The organism is Pseudomonas sp. AC016 (assembly GCF_979253365.1).
Genome location: NZ_CEEDCC010000001.1, coordinates 351052 through 370115, shown reverse-complemented (window position 1 = coordinate 370115; position 19064 = coordinate 351052). Strand labels below are relative to the sequence as shown.

Here is a 19064-nt window from a genome sequence, read left to right as displayed (position 1 = left end):
TTTCCGACCGTTCGCCGCGACAAACCTCCCCAACTGCGTACAATAGCGCTCATCAGATCGGCAGGGACGCGCTCTTCGAGTTTCAGGTGCGTTCATGTTGGTCGGCAGCTATACCCCTTCGCTTGTCATGATCTCCGTGTTGATCGCGGTGCTCGCGTCCTATACCGCGCTCGATCTTGCCGGTCGTGTCGCATCGGCCAAAGGCCGCGCTGTCCATTGCTGGATTGCCGGCGGCGCAATTGCCATGGGCATCGGCATCTGGTCCATGCACTTCATCGGCATGCTGGCTTTCGTGCTGCCGTTCAAGCTTGGCTATGACATCCCGTTGACGCTCTGCTCGTTGCTGATTGCCATGGTGTCCTCAGGCTTTGCCCTCTGGCTGGTCAACCAGCCGCAGATGCCGGTTCTACAGTGGGGGCTGGGTGCGCTGTTCATGGGGCTGGGCATCAGTGCCATGCATTACACCGGGATGGCGGCTCTGCGCATGCAGCCGGGGATCGACTACGATCCTGGGCTGTTCGGCCTGTCGTTGATCGTGGCCGTCAGCGCATCGGGCGCTGCGCTCTGGATCGCATTCCGGCTGCGTCATGGCGTTCCCCGTGTGCATCTGGTCCGCGCAGGGGCGGCGGTTATCATGGGCCTGGCGATTGTCGGCATGCATTACACCGGCATGGCAGCAGCCGGTTTTGCCGAAGGCAGTTTCTGCGGCGCTCTGGGCTATGGGTTGAGCGCTGACGGGCTGGACAAGCTGGTGCTGGTCACCAGTCTTGCGGTCCTGAGCATCGCGCTGGCGGTCTCCGTACTCGATGCGCGGCTCGAAGCGCGTACGACGGTATTGGCCAACTCCCTGATCGAAGCCAATCTGGAGCTCAGGCATCTGGCGTTGCACGACAACCTGACCGGATTGCCGAACCGGATCCTGCTGACGGATCGTATCGAGCAGGCAATGAAGAATATCAACGAGCGGGGCGGCTGCTTTGCGTTGATGTTCATGGACCTGGATGGCTTCAAACCGGTGAACGATGCCTTTGGGCACCACATTGGCGATCTGTTGCTGCGTGAGGTGGCTTCACGCCTGCGAGGAAACCTGCATCGGCAGGATACGCTGGCCAGAATTGGCGGCGATGAATTCGTGTTGCTGATCGAACTGGAAGGTCCGGAAGACGCCATGAATGTTGCAGCGCGACAGGTGAATCTGATTACCCAGCCCTTCGAGATTGGCGATCGCCTGCTGCAAATATCGATGAGCATCGGTATCAGTCTGTATCCCGGCAATGGCCGAACGCAGCATGAGTTGCTGGTCAACGCAGATGCCGCCATGTATCACACCAAGAGTGCCGGCAAGAACGGCTACAGCTTCTTCGATGTCTCGATGAACAGTAACGCCCGGAATCAGTTGCAGTTGTCTCAAGACCTGCGTGCTGCACTCCGGCACCGGCATTTCTGTCTTTATTACCAGCCGAAATTCGATGCGGTCTCGGGGATGCCGACCGGGGCGGAGGCCCTGTTGCGCTGGAACCATCCCGAACAGGGCCTGCTGAGCCCTGCGACCTTTATCGGTCTTGCCGAGAAAACCGGTCTGATCATCCAGATTGGCGAATGGGTACTGGATGAAGCCTGCCGACAGATGCGCGAATGGTTCGACGAGGGCTACACCCAGTGGCGTATCGCGGTAAACCTGTCGGCCTTGCAGTTCTGTCATGCCGGGCTGGTCAAGACCGTAGCCGACACCCTGGCTCGCCATCAGTTACCAGCCAATTGCCTGACGCTGGAAATTACCGAGACCACTGCCATGCACGACGCCGATGCCAGCCTTGCGGTTCTCAAGCGGCTGTCGGCGATGGGTGTGGACCTGTCCATCGACGATTTCGGCACCGGTTATTCAAGTCTGATGTACCTGAAGCGTTTGCCAGCCAACGAGATCAAGATCGATCGCGGGTTTGTCCGCGATCTGGAGCACGACAGCGATGACGCGGCCATCGTGTCCGCGATCGTTGCCGTCGGCCAGGCGCTGAATCTACGCATTGTCGCCGAGGGTGTGGAGACCGCCGTACAGCAAAACTTCCTGACCCGGCTGGGCTGCGATGCTCTGCAAGGCTTTCTGCTCGGTCATCCGCTGCCGGCACAGCGGTTCATCGAGGACATTCGCAGTGTCCACACTCGACTCAAGGCCCAGTCCGCTGCCAGTGAGGCAGACGGAAACTGAAACACGGCGATGGCGTCTGATTCCAAACACTGGCAGGATCAGGCCTCACCGCAGGCACAGGCCGTGCCGGTGCCCACGGTCAGTTTGAGAAGCACAAGAGACCCATCCATGGAAAAAGTTCTCATCATCACGGGAGGCTCCCGGGGGATCGGTGCAGCCACGGCCATTCTCGCTGCGTCCCAGGGCTACCGCATCTGCATCAACTACCTGTCTGACCATGCCGCTGCCGAAAGAACCTGCGCGCAGGTCAGGGCTCAGGGCGCCCAGGCCATCACTGTACAGGCGGACGTCAGCAACGAAGACGAGATCATCCGGCTGTTCGCCCGTGTCGATGCCGAGCTGGGGCGCGTGACGCATCTGGTCAACAACGCCGGTACGCTGGCTCAGGCCTGCCGGGTCGAAGAGATGTCGGAATTCCGCATGCTCAAGATGATGATGAGCAACGTCGTCGGCCCCATGCTTTGCAGCAAGCATGCGTTGCTGCGCATGTCGCCGCACCATGGCGGGCAGGGCGGCAGCATTGTCAATGTGTCCTCGGCAGCGGCCAGACTGGGATCGGCCGGGGAGTACGTCGATTACGCCGCATCCAAAGGAGCGCTGGACACCTTCACCCTCGGCCTTTCCAGGGAAGTGGCGCCGGAGGGTATACGGGTCAATGCGGTCAGACCGGGTTTCATTTTCACAGACTTCCACGCCCTCAGTGGCGACCCGTTCCGCGTGAGCAAGCTTGAAGGCGCGCTGCCGATGGGGCGTGGTGGCACCGCCGAGGAAGTCGCCGAGGCGATTCTGTGGCTGCTGTCGGACAAGGCTTCCTACGCCACCGGTACGTTCATTGATCTGGCGGGCGGTCGCTGACCGGCACTCTGACACATCGTCGAGGTCAATAATGTCGGTCCTTTTTTCAAGGAGCGACGATGAACGCATGGTGGCAGGAAGTCGTGACAACGCTGCAGTCGGAATTTTCGGACGTTAGCGACGCATCTCAAATGACACGGGTGGCAGTCCGTCTGACGGTGGCCGCACTGTTGGGCGGTATTCTCGGTTTCGAGCGCGAGAACCGCGGCAAGGCAGCCGGCGTGCGCACCCACATGCTGGTGTCGATGGGCGCAGCGCTGTTCGTTCTGGTGCCACGCCTGGGCGGCGCCGATGACGACGCGTTGAGCCGGGTGATTCAAGGGCTGGTCGCCGGGATCGGCTTTCTGGGCGCTGGAACCATCCTCAAGGAAAACGCGAGAAACGTGGCGCAGGTCAAAGGCCTGACCACGGCGGCCGGTCTGTGGATGACTGCCGCAATTGGCGTGTCGGCGGGAATGGGCCGTGAGATGACCGCCATACTCAGCACCTTTCTGGCCCTCGGCATTCTTCGCTTCGTGCCGCACATCATCGAGCGGAATGACCCGTCCAAAGGCATTCCTGCCAGTAAGAACGGATCAGAGGATCCCTAGTCGCGGGCCGGAGACCGATCAGATGATGACCGGCGGCTCATTAACAGGCGGATCACCGGCAGGCGGGTCGATGACCGGCGGCACTGTCGACGGAGGCTCCTGTTCAGGGGGCGGCACGTCCGAGGGTGGTACTGGAACGGGAGGTTCATCGATGTTCGGGTCGATCGGTTCCGGCGGGGTTGGAATATTCATGGCTTCAGCCTCCTTGTTGGCCTGTTGGCTTTCTTTCGACTTGCGCGCGCCACCGATGATTCAATCCAATCGCAACGCTGCCGTGGGCTGTGGGCATCTCGCCTGACGAGGTTCACTTGTCCATTGCTGCGCTATGCTCTGAAACGTCGTCATCCTCTGTTCAAAACCTTTGAACTTTAGTCACGCAGACCGCTCGGAACCTAAGCAGCCGAATCAGGCGAGTTGTCAGCGCAGGGGGGATTTGTGCTGCCGTATTGTCAATTTTTCAATTGCATGGAATGCACAGGAGCGTCCCTGGGGCGTGAAGGAGTGATGCTCGATGAATGAACAGTCATACGGCCCGGATTCCCTGGCCTCAGAAGTTCCGCACCCAAGTCGTCCCTTGTCATTGACTCAAGCCCTGCAGTTGCCCCGCATCGTGATCGAAGACACGTTGCCGGTGATCGATGGCGGGTTGTTTGCGGCGAAAGGTATCGTCGGCCAACCGGTGACCGTCACCAGCAAGGTCTACGCAGACGGTCACGACAAAATGGCCGTCAACATTGTCTGGCGCGCTGCGGATGAAGAACACTGGCACAGTGCGCCAATGCGCGAGCTGGGCAACGACAGTTGGGTCGGTGAGTTCACGCCGACGTCCGTGGCCCGCTATGTCTTTCGCCTGGAAGCCTGGATTGATCAGTTCGGCAGCTACCGCTACGAACTGGAAAAGAAATTCGGCGCGGGTGTGGCCATCGAGCTGGAGCTGGAGGAAGGTCGCATTCACCTCGTCCATGCGGCAGAGCGCAGTCAGGATGAGCAACGTCACGCTATCGAGCATGTGTTGCAACGTCTGGGCGAGTCGGACAACGACGAGAAGGTTGCCCTGTTGCTGCACAGCGAAACCGCAGGCCTGATGAAACAGGCTGACAATCATGCGTTCCTCAGCCGCAGTGCAGAGTTCCCGCTCGACATTGAGCGTGAGCTGGCCCAGTTCGCCAGTTGGTACGAGCTGTTCCCGCGCTCCATCACCGATGACAAGGCCCGCCATGGCACGTTCAACGACGTGCATTCACGCTTGCCGATGATTCGTGACATGGGCTTTGATGTCCTTTATTTCCCGCCGATCCATCCGATCGGTCGCGCACACCGCAAAGGCCCCAACAATTCCCTGACCGCAGGCCCCGATGATCCGGGCAGCCCTTACGCTATCGGCAGCGAGGATGGCGGTCACGAGGCGATTCATCCGCAACTGGGCAGCCGTGAAGACTTCCGTCGCCTGGTAGCTGCGGCAGCGGAGCACGGTCTGGAAATCGCCCTGGATTTCGCCATTCAGTGTTCCCAGGATCACCCGTGGCTCAAGCAGCACCCGGGCTGGTTCTCGTGGCGTCCCGACGGCACCATTCGTTACGCGGAAAACCCGCCGAAGAAATATCAGGACATTGTCAACGTCGACTTCTACGCACCCGACGCCATTCCCGGCCTGTGGCTGGAACTGCGTGACATCGTGCTGGGCTGGGTCGAGGAGGGCGTGAAGATTTTCCGCGTCGACAATCCGCACACCAAGCCGCTGCCGTTCTGGCAATGGATGATCGGTGAAGTGCGCAGCCAGCATCCTGATGTGATGTTCCTGGCGGAAGCCTTTACCAAGCCCGCGATGATGGCCCGCCTGGGCAAGGTGGGTTACTCGCAGAGCTACACCTACTTCACATGGCGCAACACCAAGGCCGAGCTGTCCGAGTACTTCACACAGTTGAACGAAGTGCCATGGCGTGATTGCTACCGGCCGAACTTCTTCGTCAACACGCCGGACATCAACCCGCGATTCCTGCATGAGTCAGGGCGGCCCGGATTTCTGATTCGCGCGGCACTGGCAACCATGGGCTCGGGGCTGTGGGGCATGTATTCGGGCTTCGAGCTGTGCGAAGCCGCGCCTATCCCCGGCAAGGAAGAATATCTGGACTCCGAGAAGTACGAGATTCGAGTCCGCGACTTCACCGCGCCGGGCAACATCATTGCCGAGATTGCCCAGCTCAACCGTATCCGCCGACAGAACCCGGCGCTGCAGACCCATCTGGGTCTGAAGCTATTGAATGCCTGGAACGACAACATCCTGTATTTCGGCAAACGCTCGGCTGATGGAAGCAACTTTGTGCTGGTCGCGGTCAATCTCGATCCTCACAACGCTCAGGAAGCGAACTTCGAGTTGCCGCTTTGGGAAATGGGCTTGCCAGACGATGCAGTGACGTCCGGCGAGGATTTGATGACCGGTCACCGTTGGAACTGGTACGGCAAGGTGCAGTGGATGCGCATTGACCCGTCGTATCAACCTTTTGGTATCTGGCGTATCCAGGTCGCACAGTAAAACTGCAGGGAGTCAGCCATGGCAAAAAAGCCCGATGACGCGGCATTCATCAAAGACCCGCTCTGGTACAAGGATGCGGTGATTTACCAGGTGCATGTGAAATCGTTCTACGACTCCAATAACGATGGGATCGGCGACTTCGCAGGCCTGATCGACAAGCTCGACTACATTGCCGCGCTTGGGGTCAACACGATCTGGCTGTTGCCGTTCTACCCATCGCCGCGTCGGGACGATGGCTACGATATTTCCGAATACCGCGACGTGCACAGCGATTACGGCACTATGGCGGACGCCAAGCGTTTCATCGCTCAGGCCCACAAGCGCGGCTTGCGGGTCATCACCGAGCTGGTCATCAACCACACCTCGGATCAGCATCCGTGGTTCCAGAAGGCCCGACACGCCAAGCGCGGTTCCAAGGCGCGGGACTTCTATGTTTGGTCCGATACCGATCAGAAGTACGATGGCACGCGCATCATCTTTCTTGACACTGAAAAGTCCAACTGGACCTGGGATCCGGTGGCAGAGCAGTATTTCTGGCACCGCTTCTATTCGCACCAGCCGGATCTGAATTTCGACAATCCGGCAGTGATGAACGCAGTGCTGGAAGTCATGCGTTTCTGGCTGGACATGGGCATCGACGGTCTGCGTCTGGATGCGATCCCTTATCTGATCGAGCGCGATGGCACCAACAACGAGAACCTGCCGGAGACCCATCAGGTTCTCAAGCGCATTCGGGCCGAGATCGACGCCAACTACCCGGACCGCATGTTGCTGGCGGAAGCCAATCAGTGGCCGGAAGACACTCAGTTGTACTTCGGTGACAGCAAGGGGCCTGACGGCGATGAGTGCCACATGGCATTTCACTTTCCGTTGATGCCGCGCATGTACATGGCGCTGGCGCAGGAAGACCGCTTTCCGATTACCGACATCCTGCGTCAGACGCCGGAAATTCCGGAAAACTGCCAATGGGCGATTTTTCTGCGCAACCACGATGAACTGACCCTGGAAATGGTCACGGATCGTGAGCGTGACTACCTGTGGAATTACTACGCGGCGGATCGTCGTGCGCGGATCAACCTCGGCATTCGCCGTCGTCTCGCCCCTCTGGTGGAGCGTGATCGTCGTCGGGTCGAACTGCTGAACAGCATGCTGTTGTCCATGCCGGGCACACCGACCCTCTATTACGGCGACGAGATCGGGATGGGCGACAACATCTATCTCGGCGACCGGGATGGCGTGCGCACACCGATGCAATGGTCCATCGACCGTAACGGCGGTTTCTCCCGCGCCGATCCGGCCAGCCTGGTGTTGCCGCCGATCATGGACCCGATGTACGGCTTTCAGTCGGTCAACGTCGAAAGTCAGGAGCGCGATCCGCATTCGCTGCTTAACTGGAACCGCCGCATGCTGGCTGTGCGTAAACAACAGAAGGCATTCGGACGCGGCACGCTCAAGATGCTGTCGCCGTCCAACCGCAGGATTCTGGCGTACCTGCGCGAATACACCGGACCCGATGGCCACAGCGAAATCGTACTGTGCGTGGCCAACGTTTCCAGCGCAGCCCAGGCCGCAGAACTTGAACTGTCGGCCTATGCCGGCACCGTTCCCGTCGAAATGCTGGGTGGCAGCGCATTCCCGCCGATTGGCCAGCTGAGCTATCTACTCACGCTGCCGCCTTACGGTTTTTACTGGTTTCTATTGGCTTCGGAGAATCAAATGCCCAGTTGGCACGTCGAACCGGCACAAAGCATGCCGGACTTCCCGACCCTGGTGCTCAAGAAGCGTCTGGAGGAGCTGCTTGACGAGCCGCTCCGCAGCACCATGGAAAACACCTCACTGGCGGTCTACATGCCCAAGCGCCGGTGGTTCGCAGGCAAGGACAAGCCCATCGAGCGGGTCAATATCGCCTATGCGGTTCGTTTCGGCGATCCGGCGCATCCGGTCCTGCTCAACGAGATCGAAGTCACTGCAGGCGAACAGACCGAACGCTATCAACTGCCGTTCGGCCTGCTGGCGGAAGAGGAAATCAACAGCGCATTGCCCCAGCAACTGGCGCTGGCCAGGGTCCGCCGTGGCCGTCAGGTGGGATTGATCACCGATGCCTTCACGCTTGAAACCTTCATTCGCGCAGTGATTCAGGGCATGCAGGCCGATACCGTGATCCCTTGCGATGACGGCGAACTGCGCTTTGAACAGACTGCGCAACTCGCGCCGCTGGGGCTGAACAACGAATCTGAAGTGCGTTATCTGTCGGCCGAGCAGTCCAACAGCTCGGTGGTAGTGGGCAGCGGTCTGGTTCTCAAGATGATCCGTAAAGTCAGCGCCGGTACCCACCCGGAACTGGAAATGGGCGCGTTCCTGACCAATGCAGGCTATCGCAACATCTCGCCGCTGCTGGGCTCTGTGGTCCGTGTGGGGCATGACGGTGAGCCGCATCTGCTGATGATCGCCCAAGGCTATTTGAGCAATCAGGGTGATGCGTGGGAGTGGACCCAGAACAATCTGGAGCGCGCCGTTCGTGATGAGCTCGCGCATGGTGTTTCCGAGCAGGAGCAGCACTACAACGCGCTGCTTGAATTGGCCGATTTCTCACGCAGCCTGGGGCAGCGTCTGGGCGAGATGCATCAGATTCTGGCCGCAGCGACCGACAATCCGGATTTTGCCGTGGAAGTGACCCGCCAGGAAGATGGCGAGGCTTCGGCGAAAAGTGTGGTGGCTCAGCTGGATCGAGCCTTGCAACTGCTTGAGCAGCGCAAAGGCGACCTCGGTGCCGACGATCAGCAACTGGTGGACGACCTGGTCGCCCAGCGTCAGGCCATCGCGCAGCATGTTGCGCGTCTCGCCAAGCGCTCGGTGGGCGGTCTGCGCATCCGCGTACACGGAGACCTGCACTTGGGGCAGGTGCTGGTCGTCAAGGGTGACGCATACCTGATCGATTTCGAGGGCGAGCCTGCGCGTGCGTTGAGCGAGCGTCGGGCCAAACACAGCCCGTTCAAGGATGTCAGTGGCGTGCTGCGCTCCTTCGACTACGCTGCCGCCATGGCTGTGCGCAGCGCGCAAAGCGTGGACACTTCCGAAGAGGCTGCTGCCGCCCGCAAACGCGTTGCCAGTACGTATTTGTCTCAGGCCCGTGAAGCGTTCATCGAAGGTTATCGCGCAGCGACCACCGAGATGGCCCACGCCTGGAAAGATTCAAACGGGGAGGACGCCGCGCTGGAATTGTTCACCCTGGAAAAAACCGCTTATGAAGTAATCTACGAAGCCGAGAATCGCCCGACCTGGCTGGCTGTGCCGCTGCAAGGCTTGCGTGGATTGCTGCACCTGTCTGATGGAGAGCCAACATGAATGCACCTGACAAAACCGGTATGCGTCGCCAGGCGATGCCCGCCGCAGTGGACATGGATGCGTTGATCCGTGCTGAACATCGTGACCCTTTTTCGATTCTCGGCCCACATGGCGATGGTGGCAGCGGGCTGTTCGTCCGCGCCTACCTGCCGGGCGCCCTGAGTGTGCGTCTGCTCGCCCCGGATGACGGGCGCGAACTGGTTGAGCTGGAGATGAGCGAAGTGCCGGGTTTCTTCATCGGTCACCTTGAACACGCTCAGCCCTACCAGTTGAAAATCAACTGGGCAGGCGGCGAACAGATCACCGAAGACCCTTACAGCTATGGCCCGCTGCTCGGCGAAATGGACCTGTATCTGTTTGCCGAAGGCAATCATCGCGACCTGAGCAGTTGCCTGGGTGCGCAGGTGACCAACGTCGGTGGCGTGGACGGTGTACGTTTTGCCGTCTGGGCACCGAACGCCCGGCGCGTCTCGGTGGTCGGCAGTTTCAACAACTGGGACGGCCGTCGTCACCCGATGCGTCTGCGTCACCCGACCGGTGTCTGGGAAATCTTCGTTCCGCGTCTGCAACCGGGCGAAGTCTACAAGTACGAGATTCTCGGCCCTCACGGCATTCTGCCGCTCAAGTGCGACCCGATGGCGCTGTCCACGACGCTGCCGCCGGATACGGCCTCCAAGGTTTCCGCACCGCTGCATTTCAACTGGAACGACAACCACTGGATGGACTCGCGGGCCAGCCTTCATCACGTGAGCGCGCCATTGTCGATCTATGAACTGCACGCCGGTTCGTGGCAGATGGAGCAGAACGAGGAAGGCGAGTGGCGTCAATACAACTGGCGTGAGCTGGCAGACCGTCTGATCCCCTACATCAAGGAACTGGGTTTTACCCACATCGAGCTGATGCCGATCATGGAGCACCCGTTTGGTGGTTCGTGGGGCTACCAACTGCTTGCCCAATTCGCACCGACTGCACGCTACGGCTCGCCTGAAGATTTCGCCGCCTTTGTCGATGCCTGCCACCAGGCGGGCATTGGCGTGATCCTTGACTGGGTGCCTGCGCATTTCCCGACCGATACTCACGGTCTGGCTCAGTTCGATGGCACTGCCTTGTATGAATACGCCGACCCCAAGGAAGGCTTCCATCAGGACTGGGACACGCTGATCTACAACCTGGGCCGCACCGAGGTCCATGGCTTCATGCTGGCGTCGGCGCTGCACTGGCTCAAGCATTACCACATCGACGGCCTGCGCGTGGATGCGGTGGCTTCGATGCTGTACCGCGACTATTCCCGCAAGGCGGGCGAGTGGGTGCCGAACCGGTTTGGCGGTCGCGAGAACCTTGAAGCAATCGATTTCCTGCGCCACCTCAATGACGTCGTCGCGCTGGAAGCGCCGGGCACCATGGTCATCGCCGAAGAATCCACGGCGTGGCCGGGTGTCAGCCAACCGACCCAACAGGGCGGTCTGGGCTTCAACTACAAGTGGAACATGGGCTGGATGCATGATTCGCTGCACTACATGGAACAGGACCCGATCCATCGTGAGCACCATCATGGCGAATTGAGCTTTGGTCTGATGTACGCATGGTCCGAACGCTTCATCCTGCCGATTTCCCACGATGAAGTGGTACACGGCAAGCACTCGCTGATCGACAAGATGCCCGGTGATCGCTGGCAGAAATTTGCCAACCTGCGTGCCTACCTGACGTTCATGTGGACCCACCCCGGCAAGAAGCTACTGTTCATGGGCTGCGAGTTCGGCCAATGGCGCGAGTGGAACCACGACGAGCAACTGGACTGGTACCTGCTGCAGTACGCGGATCATATCGGTGTGAAGAAGCTGGTCAGCGATCTGAACCGTATCTACCGCGAAGAAAAGGCCCTTCACGAACGTGATGCGGAACCGATGGGGTTCCAGTGGTTGATCGGTGACGACAAGACCAACAGCGTGTATGCCTACTTGCGCTGGAGCAAGGAAGGCGAGCCGTTGCTGGTGGTCGCCAACATGACGCCGGTTCCGCGCATGGACTACCGCATCGGTGTGCCGTTCGATGGCAAATGGGTCGAACTGCTCAACAGCGATGCCGAAATGTATGCAGGTTCCAACATCGGCAATGGCGGCGGGGTAGTGGCTGATGATCAGCAGGCACATGGACAGCCTGTGTCGCTGAGTCTGAACCTGCCACCGTTGGCGGTGCTGATTCTCAAGCCTGTGGGACGTCAGGACTGAAGGTAATAACCTGTTATAGGTCATAGGGCACGGAGGGAGGCGTCACCACGTCTCCGACGTTGCGCTGTCGCGCAGCAGGCACGAACCGTGGGAGGCGGCTTGCCGGCGATGCGTTCTGTCAGTCGAATTTTTGTTGACTGGCTTTACGCAATCGCCGACAAGCCGCCTTCTTCACTCAAAGGTTTTGGGTGACAGGGAGCTGTCTGCAAGTCGGTTACCAACTCAGCCTGATCCCGACGCTGAAGCCCGTTTGTTGCGTGTCACTTCCGCTCAGCTCCCGTCTGTGATTCGCGCTCAGGTAAACACCCAGGTTTTCAGATGGCTGTGCCACCAATCCGGCACCCAGACTCGCGGCTTTCGAATCATGTTCTGTTCTGATCCTGTCGACACTTTGATAAATAACGGTGTCGTGGCCATTGGCGTCGCGCCAGAGGTCGGTCCTCATATAGGGCTCTACGGGCACTCCCCAAGGTCTGTAACGACCCTTTAACCGTATGCCCAAACGCCCCGTGTTTCGGGACGGGCTATCAAATTCGAGAGACGATATCCCGTCGTGCTGATCGTCCAGATCGACACGCTGGTGAATGACCTGTACCTGCGGTTCTACCACCCAGTTGGCGCCAACAGGCAAGGGATAACCGGCCTCAATCGACAGACTCACTACGTGACCGCCGATATCAACGCGCACGCCACGCTCGGAGCGGCTTGAGCCGTCGAGGCGGGTGCCCATCGCCACAGCGTCCACATAGCCTTGGCGGGTACCAATTAGCGTCCAATACGCGCCTATGCTGTCGCCGCGAAGGCTCAATCGGCCGGTACGAGTGTCCTCTAATCCGCCCGCGAAGCCCTTGATACGTCCTTTCAGGCGATTGTTCGCCACGAAGATGCCGACCCGCTGGATGGCGCCCTGGCCAGGCTGCCAGGCAAACAGATCGTGGCCGATCTGGTAGCCCTCAAGCGATGCGTCAAGGCTCGGGCTGACCGTACCGGGCCAGTGCTGTTTGAGATCACTGCCAAATACGCGCGCCCAGCCTGCCGGGCTTGCACCCTGTTGGTTCAGCAAATGCTGATCGCCCTGGCGTTCGTGGAAAGTGCCTAATGAGGACATCGCCAGAAGCGCAGCGGCAGGCGCTATGACGGAATAGTCCGGCACCTCCTGCCGGTAAATCGGGACCGGTGCCGCACCGCGCAGGGGTTCGGGCAGTGGCGGTGTGCCAACGGCCGGAACGGGCAGCGTGGCTGCAGGTTGCGGGATGGTTGGGGCGGTTGGTTCAGGTGCGGGCGGAGTAGGTTCTGCGGGAGATTCGGGCTCAGGTGATGGCGTTGGCGATGGTGGTGTAGGTGTAGGTGTAGGTGCTGGCTCCGGCGCTGGATCAGGCTCCGCAGGCAGGCTCGCAATCGTCAGTGGTGGTGAAAGCACGGAGGAACGCAGGAACCAGCTGTTCTCGCTGCCCGCCGTGGCGCCGCCCTTGAACAGGTAATACTGGTACGCCCCGACCGACAGCGAGTTCTCCAACGAGAATGCGCCGTTGTCACTGGTTGCCCCTTGAATGGCCTGGACCACTTCGATGCCGTTGCTCTGGGTCAGCGCGCCCGGACCGCCTTCGTTGATGACAGTCATGCGCGTGGTTCCGCCGATTCGACCCTGGGCGATCACCAGCCTGTCACTGTCGGAGCTGTCGTCGCCCAGCACCGACTGCAATAACAACTGCCCGTTGAGGCCGGTGTAATTACCCTGCACCGTCAGGGTGTCCCGAGCGAATCCGCCGCTCAGGTCCAGGGTGCCTGCATTGTTCAGCGTGGCGGGCGTGGTGCGGTTGAATGGCCTGATCGCGCCTGATTCAGATGACAGGCGACTGCTGGCATCCATGTTCAAAACCCCGGTTCCGCTGGCACTGTCTCCCAGCGTCAGGTCGCCCGCCAGGTCCATCCGTGAACCGTTGTTCAGATCCACTGTTTCCCACTGGCGGTAGCGGGCGGGCACTGCCGAGGTCGTGTTGTCCAGCGTCAGCGTATCGTTGCCCGTTCCGCCATCGAGCACGCTGCTGGTGCTGAGGTAATACTCGCTCAGGTTGTACAAGCGGGCGATGTCATCGCCTTCGGCCATCAGTACGCTGCCTGTCACGTTGCCGCTATCACGCCAGGTGAACTGGTCGTTGCCGAAGCTGGCCCTGATGCCGCCGAGGATTTCGCCGCCACTGAGGGTCAGTCGGTCATCACCGCCACTGACGCTGACTGCGCCACCGATTCTGCCGCCGGAGACGTTGATGGTGTCGCGCCCGAAGCCGGTGACCAGATTGCCAATGATCGTACCGCCGGACAGATCAAACAGGTTGTCGTCCAGCTTCATGTCCACCCGCCCGATACTGCCGCCACTCATGGTCGCCCGGTCGCCATCCTCGAACGCTCTGGTGATGATGCCGCCCGTCATCTGGAACGTGTCGAGTCCGTCGCCCTGAGCCAGTGAGCCGATGCTGCCCCCGCTCATGATAAAGGTGTCCGGTTCCGCTCCCTGGCTGATATCGCCGGTGACGATGCCAGCGGACAGTGAGAACCGGTCCCTGCCAGCGCCTTGCGTGACATTGCCGGTGATACGGCCCGAGTTCATGTCGACGCTGTCCTGACCCGGGCCGAACGTGACATTGCCATTGATCGAGCCGCTGCCACCGGCAGGGAAAATCAGCGTGTCGTTGGCCCCCGACCAAGTCACTGCGCCGCTGCTGCCGCTGTCACAGGTTTGCGTGTCACTGCCGGGCGTCGACACCAGATCGCACGCGCCTTCGGCGTAGGGCGGAACGATCACCAATAGCGCGACGGTCAGAAGTTTGCCTTTGCCACACGGCGGGAACTGCTTGAGGGTCATGACTGCTCTCCCTGTGAAGTGGTCAGGGAGGCATGAAAAGGTTGCGTCAACTGCCCTGCTGCCACGTCAGTGACGTCGCGCTGGAGGCTGGCGACGACTGCTCTGCCAGCCCACGGAAAGGGCCGCACGTTCAAGTCAAGGATGGATCCCGTTCAGCGTCAAGAAGTTGACCGACCGGCGGCAAAGGGATTGGCTGAATACGCAACCTATGGAACAAGCAGGTAAAAGCTTATAGCGTAATGAGCGTTTTCAGACGGTTTTGCGAGCTCGACGAGACAGCCAGACGGTCAGCAGCAAGGCGCTCACCGACAGCAGGGAGGCGTAGAAAAATATCCAGTCATAACCCTGACCCAGCGCGATGGCACCCATCACCGGGCCGGCAATCGCCAGCGCCAGATCGAAGAACACCGCATAGGCACTCAAGCCTGCGCCTCGACTGGGCGTCGGCACGTTCTTGATCGCTTCGACGCCCAGCGCCGGGTAGACCAGAGACAGACCGATACCGGTCAATCCCGCGCCAGCGAGTGCGAAGCCGCTGCTCGGTGCAAGCCACAGTAATACCAGTCCACAGGTTTCCACCGCCATGCAAAGAATGGCCGCGTTGAACCCGCCGAGTCGATTGATGGCCCCGATGAACAGCAGCCGGGCAAGGATGAAGCACACCCCGAACATGCTCAGGCAATAGGCTGCGCCTTCCCAGCCACGGCTCAGGTAGAAGAGGGTGATGAAGGTGGTCAAGGTGCCGTAGCCGATGGAGGACAATGTCAGCCCCAAACCATAGGGCGCAATGCGGCCGAACACCGACCAGTAGGGCAGGCGTTCGCCTGTAATGATGGGCACTGAAGGCTTGTTGCGTATCAGCCACAACGCCAGGCCTGCCATGACGATCAGCGCAATACCCAGGCTGTTGAAGCCGACAGCGTCGATCACCACCACGCCCAGTGGTGCGCCGATGGCGATGGCGCCGTAGGAGGCGATGCCGTTCCACGAAATCGACTTGGCAGTGTGTTCCGAACCCACCTTGCCGATGCACCAGCTGATGGTCCCGACGCCGATCAGTCCTTGGGAAACGCCCAGAAACAGGCGAGCCAGAATCAGAATCGACAGGCTCGCAGTGGGAAAAGGCTCAAGCAGAGTGGCCAGCAAGGTCATCGCGCCACTGATGCCAATGCCCCACAGGCCGAAGACAATCGCGCGTTTGCTGCCCAATGTATCCGTGGCCCGACCGGCATAGGGGCGGCTGAGCAGGGTGGCGAGGTATTGCGACGCGATGGCCAGACCTGCGATCAGCGGACTGAAACCCAGCTGGTCATGAACATAGCCCGGCAGCACCGCGATCGGCAGGCCAATGCACAGGAAGGCGATGAAGGTGTAGAGAACGATGGAAACGATTTGCAGCGTGATCGTGATCGAACTGGGCTGCACGGCAGATTGTTCAGGTGAGGCAGGCATCGGGCTCGTTCGCTGGCAGGCGGTGGGCGTGCATCATCATGGCCCGCGTGGCCCATAAATGAAAGCACGCTAACGGTTTATCTGTCGCTTCACGGCGCTGTTGCCGTTGCGTTTGGATAGTCATAGGATGACTGATCACAAACAACAACAAAAAGGTCCTCCATGAAAAAAATCCTCCTGCTGGCCGCTGCGGTCGGCTGCTCGTTCGGTCTGCCGGTCCAGGCATCGACCTTCGCTTACATCTCAAGCCCCGCAGACGGGCTCATCTCGCAGTACCAGCTGGACGACGCCAGTGGTGCGCTCAGCCTGGTCGAGCAGACCAAGGCAGGCGATCAGGTCAACCCGATGGCGCTATCGCCCGACGGCAAGGCGCTGTTTGCAGCGTTGCGCGCCAAACCGTATCAGGTGGTCAGCTTCAGCATCGAGCCTGTGACCGGGCATTTGAAGCCATTGGCTCAGGCGCCATTGGCAGAGAGCCTGGCTTACCTGTCCACCGACCGCAGCGGCCGCTTTCTGATGGGAGCGTCCTATGGCGCCGATTTGCTGAGCGTACAGCCCATCGACGCGCAGCATCGTCCCAGCGACAGCATTCAGACCTACAAGACCGGTATGCACGCGCATTCGGTGCGCACCGACCCAAGCAATCGATTCGCCTACTCAGGCAACCTCGGCGTTGATCGCGTTCTGCAATACCGCCTGGAACCCAAGGACGGCAAGCTGGTTCCGATCGGTGAGGGCTATGTGACGGTTCCGGAAAACACCGGGCCGCGCCACCTGGCATTCGCACCGAATGGCAAATTCCTCTATGTCGTCGGCGAAATGAGCGGCACCGTCACGGCCTTTTCGATCAATGACAAGACCGGCGGCTTGAAGCAGGTCAATCAGGCCAATGGCATTCCCGAGCGTCTGAAGCTGGCACCGGGGCAGGCGCGCGATGCGCGTAACAACGACTTGAAGGATGATCCGACGCCGCGCATCTGGGCCGCTGACGTGCGTATTTCGCCAGACGGCAAATGGTTGTTCACGAGCGAGCGCACCAGCAGCAGTGTGTCGGTGTTCAAGGTTGACCCAGCCGCTGGCAAGGTCACGTTCGTGGAAAACTATCCGGTTGAGGAAAAGCAGCCGCGCAACATCGCCGTGGCCCCGAACGGGCGCTGGTTGCTGGTGACCGGGGAGAAAGCCGAGAAGGTCGGCAGCTACAGCATCGCAGCGGACGGCGCGTTGAAGCGCGTCAGTGAAGCGCCGTCAGGCAAAGGCGCATTGTGGATCGAAATGCTCAGCCAGCCTGCTCAGTAATACCACCCGTTTTGTTTGGGTGGTTCTGAAATGCAAAACCCCTGCCGCGAGGGCAGGGGTTTCAGGTACAGCAAGTGCGATTCGAGGCGTCTGGCTTAGAAAGCCACGCCCTGGCTGCGCAGGTAGTCGTCGTACGTACCGCTGAAGTCGATCACGCCGCTCGGGCTCAGCTCGATGATGCGCGTGGCCAGCGAGGAAACGAACTCACGGTCGTGGCTGACGAAGACCAGAGTGCCCGGATAGTTTTCCAGTGCGAGGTTGAGGGCCTCGATGGATTCCATGTCCAGGTGGTTCGTAGGTTCGTCCATCACCAGCACGTTCGGCTTTTGCAGGATCAGCTTGCCGAACAGCATGCGACCCTGTTCACCACCGGAAATCACTTTGACCGACTTGAGGATCTCGTCGTTGGAGAACAGCATGCGGCCCAGGGTGCCGCGAACCAGCTGCTCGCCGCCTTGGGTCCATTGACCCATCCAGTCGAAGAGGGTGCTGTCGTCTTCGAAGTCGTGAGCGTGGTCCTGCGCGTAGTAACCGATCTCTGCCGACTCGGTCCACTTGACCGAACCTGCATCCGGTTGCAGCTCGTTGACCAGGGTGCGCAGCAGGGTGGTCTTGCCGATACCGTTTGGGCCGATGATCGCCACGCGCTCGCCGGCTTCAACGGTGAAGCTGAAGTCCTTGAACAGCGGCACACCATCAAAACCCTTCGCCATGCGCTCGACCACAACCGCCTGACGGTGCAGCTTCTTGGTCTGCTCGAAACGAATGAACGGGCTGACGCGGCTGGACGGCTTGACCTCGGCCAGCTGGATCTTGTCGATCTGCTTGGCACGGGAGGTGGCCTGCTTGGCTTTCGAAGCGTTGGCCGAGAAGCGGCTGACGAACGACTGCAGCTCGGAAATCTGCGCTTTCTTCTTGGCGTTGTCGGACAGCAACTGCTCGCGGGACTGGGTCGCCACGGTCATGTATTCGTCGTAGTTGCCTGGGAACAGACGCAGTTCGCCATAATCCAGGTCAGCCATGTGGGTGCACACGCTGTTCAGGAAGTGACGGTCGTGGGAGATGATGATCATCAGGCTGTTACGCTGGGTCAGGATGTTTTCCAGCCAGCGAATGGTGTTGATGTCCAGGTGGTTGGTCGGTTCGTCGAGCAACAGCACTTCAGGATCGGAGAACAGCGCCTGCGCCAGCAGCACGCGCAGTTTCCAGCCGGGCGAGACTTCGCTCATCGGGCCGTTGTGCTGTTCGATGCCGATACCCAGGCCCAGCAGCAGTTCACCGGCGCGGGACTCGGCGGTGTAGCCGTCCATTTCCGCGAACTCGGTTTCCAGCTCGGCCACGGCCATGCCGTCGTCTTCGCTCATTTCCGGCAGCGAGTAGATGCGATCGCGCTCGGCCTTGACCTTCCACAACTCTTCGTGACCCATGATCACCGTGTCGAGCACAGTGAATTCTTCGTAGGCGAACTGATCCTGGCGCAGCTTACCCAGACGCACGTTCGGCTCCAGCATCACCTGACCACCCGAAGGCTCGAGATCGCCGCCCAGGATTTTCATGAACGTGGACTTACCGCAGCCGTTCGCGCCGATCAGGCCGTAACGGTTACCGGCACCAAACTTGACCGAGACGTTCTCGAACAGGGGTTTGGGGCCGAACTGCATCGTGATGTTAGCTGTGGAGATCAATTACTTTACCT

The 19064-nt window shown here is 60.1% G+C and carries 11 protein-coding genes; 7 read left to right on the top strand and 4 right to left on the bottom strand.

The genetic code is table 11. The annotated features are described in order from the left end of the window. Positions 1-94: 94 nt before the first annotated feature. From AC0IXS_RS01450 to AC0IXS_RS01440, 3 genes are all read left to right on the top strand, one after another. Positions 95-2206, top strand: a complete 2112-nt coding sequence (locus AC0IXS_RS01450) for a putative bifunctional diguanylate cyclase/phosphodiesterase (protein ID WP_122669387.1) — start codon at positions 95-97, stop codon at positions 2204-2206. A gap of 108 nt (positions 2207-2314) precedes the next feature. Continuing rightward, complete coding sequence (locus AC0IXS_RS01445; protein ID WP_122524339.1) at positions 2315-3061, top strand: SDR family oxidoreductase; 747 nt, start codon at positions 2315-2317, stop codon at positions 3059-3061. A 59-nt stretch (positions 3062-3120) separates the two neighbouring features. Next, the gene (locus AC0IXS_RS01440) at positions 3121-3651 is read left to right on the top strand and encodes an MgtC/SapB family protein (RefSeq protein WP_122437848.1); all 531 of its coding nucleotides are present in this window, start codon (positions 3121-3123) and stop codon (positions 3649-3651) included. Positions 3652-3669: 18 nt separating this feature from the next. Here the strand turns inward: AC0IXS_RS01440 and AC0IXS_RS01435 are convergent, their stop codons facing one another. Next, on the bottom strand, positions 3670-3843 hold the full coding sequence (locus tag AC0IXS_RS01435) for a hypothetical protein (RefSeq protein ID WP_162850606.1): 174 nt from the start codon (positions 3841-3843) through the stop codon (positions 3670-3672). 319 nt (positions 3844-4162) lie between these two features. Between AC0IXS_RS01435 and AC0IXS_RS01430 the strand changes: the two genes are divergently transcribed. Genes AC0IXS_RS01430 through glgB form a run of 3 tightly spaced genes read left to right on the top strand, consistent with a single transcriptional unit; the run spans position 4163 to position 11757 of the window. Continuing rightward, positions 4163-6184 (top strand): alpha-1,4-glucan--maltose-1-phosphate maltosyltransferase, encoded by a 2022-nt coding sequence (locus AC0IXS_RS01430; protein WP_471823530.1) that lies wholly within the window; start codon positions 4163-4165, stop codon positions 6182-6184. Positions 6185-6202: 18 nt separating this feature from the next. After that, on the top strand, positions 6203-9529 hold the full coding sequence (gene treS / locus AC0IXS_RS01425; protein ID WP_137202044.1) for a maltose alpha-D-glucosyltransferase: 3327 nt from the start codon (positions 6203-6205) through the stop codon (positions 9527-9529). Next, on the top strand, positions 9526-11757 hold the full coding sequence (gene glgB, locus AC0IXS_RS01420; RefSeq protein WP_471823528.1) for a 1,4-alpha-glucan branching protein GlgB: 2232 nt from the start codon (positions 9526-9528) through the stop codon (positions 11755-11757). The genes treS and glgB overlap by 4 nt, the downstream gene beginning before the upstream one ends. Positions 11758-11971: 214 nt before the next feature. Here the strand turns inward: glgB and AC0IXS_RS01415 are convergent, their stop codons facing one another. Then, complete coding sequence (locus AC0IXS_RS01415) at positions 11972-14620, bottom strand: autotransporter family protein (protein WP_471823526.1); 2649 nt, start codon at positions 14618-14620, stop codon at positions 11972-11974. A gap of 249 nt (positions 14621-14869) precedes the next feature. Beyond that, on the bottom strand, positions 14870-16072 hold the full coding sequence (locus AC0IXS_RS01410; protein ID WP_032632980.1) for an MFS transporter: 1203 nt from the start codon (positions 16070-16072) through the stop codon (positions 14870-14872). Positions 16073-16234: 162 nt separating this feature from the next. Between AC0IXS_RS01410 and AC0IXS_RS01405 the strand changes: the two genes are divergently transcribed. Beyond that, positions 16235-17368 carry a lactonase family protein gene (locus tag AC0IXS_RS01405; protein WP_122669392.1) on the top strand — a complete coding sequence of 378 codons (1134 nt, stop codon included), beginning with the start codon at positions 16235-16237 and terminating at the stop codon, positions 17366-17368. Positions 17369-17463: 95 nt separating this feature from the next. Here the strand turns inward: AC0IXS_RS01405 and AC0IXS_RS01400 are convergent, their stop codons facing one another. Further along, positions 17464-19053, bottom strand: coding sequence for an ABC-F family ATPase (locus tag AC0IXS_RS01400; RefSeq protein ID WP_025995726.1), 1590 nt, complete (start codon positions 19051-19053; stop codon positions 17464-17466). Positions 19054-19064 lie beyond the last annotated feature (11 nt).

Bases quoted from the DNA above. Each gene is read 5' to 3' on its own strand.
- AC0IXS_RS01445 (WP_122524339.1), top strand. From the start codon at position 2,315: ATGGAAAAAGTTCTCATCATCACGGGAGGCTCCCGGGGGATCGGTGCA.
- AC0IXS_RS01435 (WP_162850606.1), bottom strand. From the start codon at position 3,843: ATGAATATTCCAACCCCGCCGGAACCGATCGACCCGAACATCGATGAA.
- AC0IXS_RS01450 (WP_122669387.1), top strand. From the start codon at position 95: ATGTTGGTCGGCAGCTATACCCCTTCGCTTGTCATGATCTCCGTGTTG.
- AC0IXS_RS01440 (WP_122437848.1), top strand. From the start codon at position 3,121: ATGAACGCATGGTGGCAGGAAGTCGTGACAACGCTGCAGTCGGAATTT.
- treS (WP_137202044.1), top strand. From the start codon at position 6,203: ATGGCAAAAAAGCCCGATGACGCGGCATTCATCAAAGACCCGCTCTGG.
- AC0IXS_RS01405 (WP_122669392.1), top strand. From the start codon at position 16,235: ATGAAAAAAATCCTCCTGCTGGCCGCTGCGGTCGGCTGCTCGTTCGGT.
- AC0IXS_RS01415 (WP_471823526.1), bottom strand. From the start codon at position 14,620: ATGACCCTCAAGCAGTTCCCGCCGTGTGGCAAAGGCAAACTTCTGACC.
- glgB (WP_471823528.1), top strand. From the start codon at position 9,526: ATGAATGCACCTGACAAAACCGGTATGCGTCGCCAGGCGATGCCCGCC.
- AC0IXS_RS01430 (WP_471823530.1), top strand. From the start codon at position 4,163: ATGAATGAACAGTCATACGGCCCGGATTCCCTGGCCTCAGAAGTTCCG.
- AC0IXS_RS01410 (WP_032632980.1), bottom strand. From the start codon at position 16,072: ATGCCTGCCTCACCTGAACAATCTGCCGTGCAGCCCAGTTCGATCACG.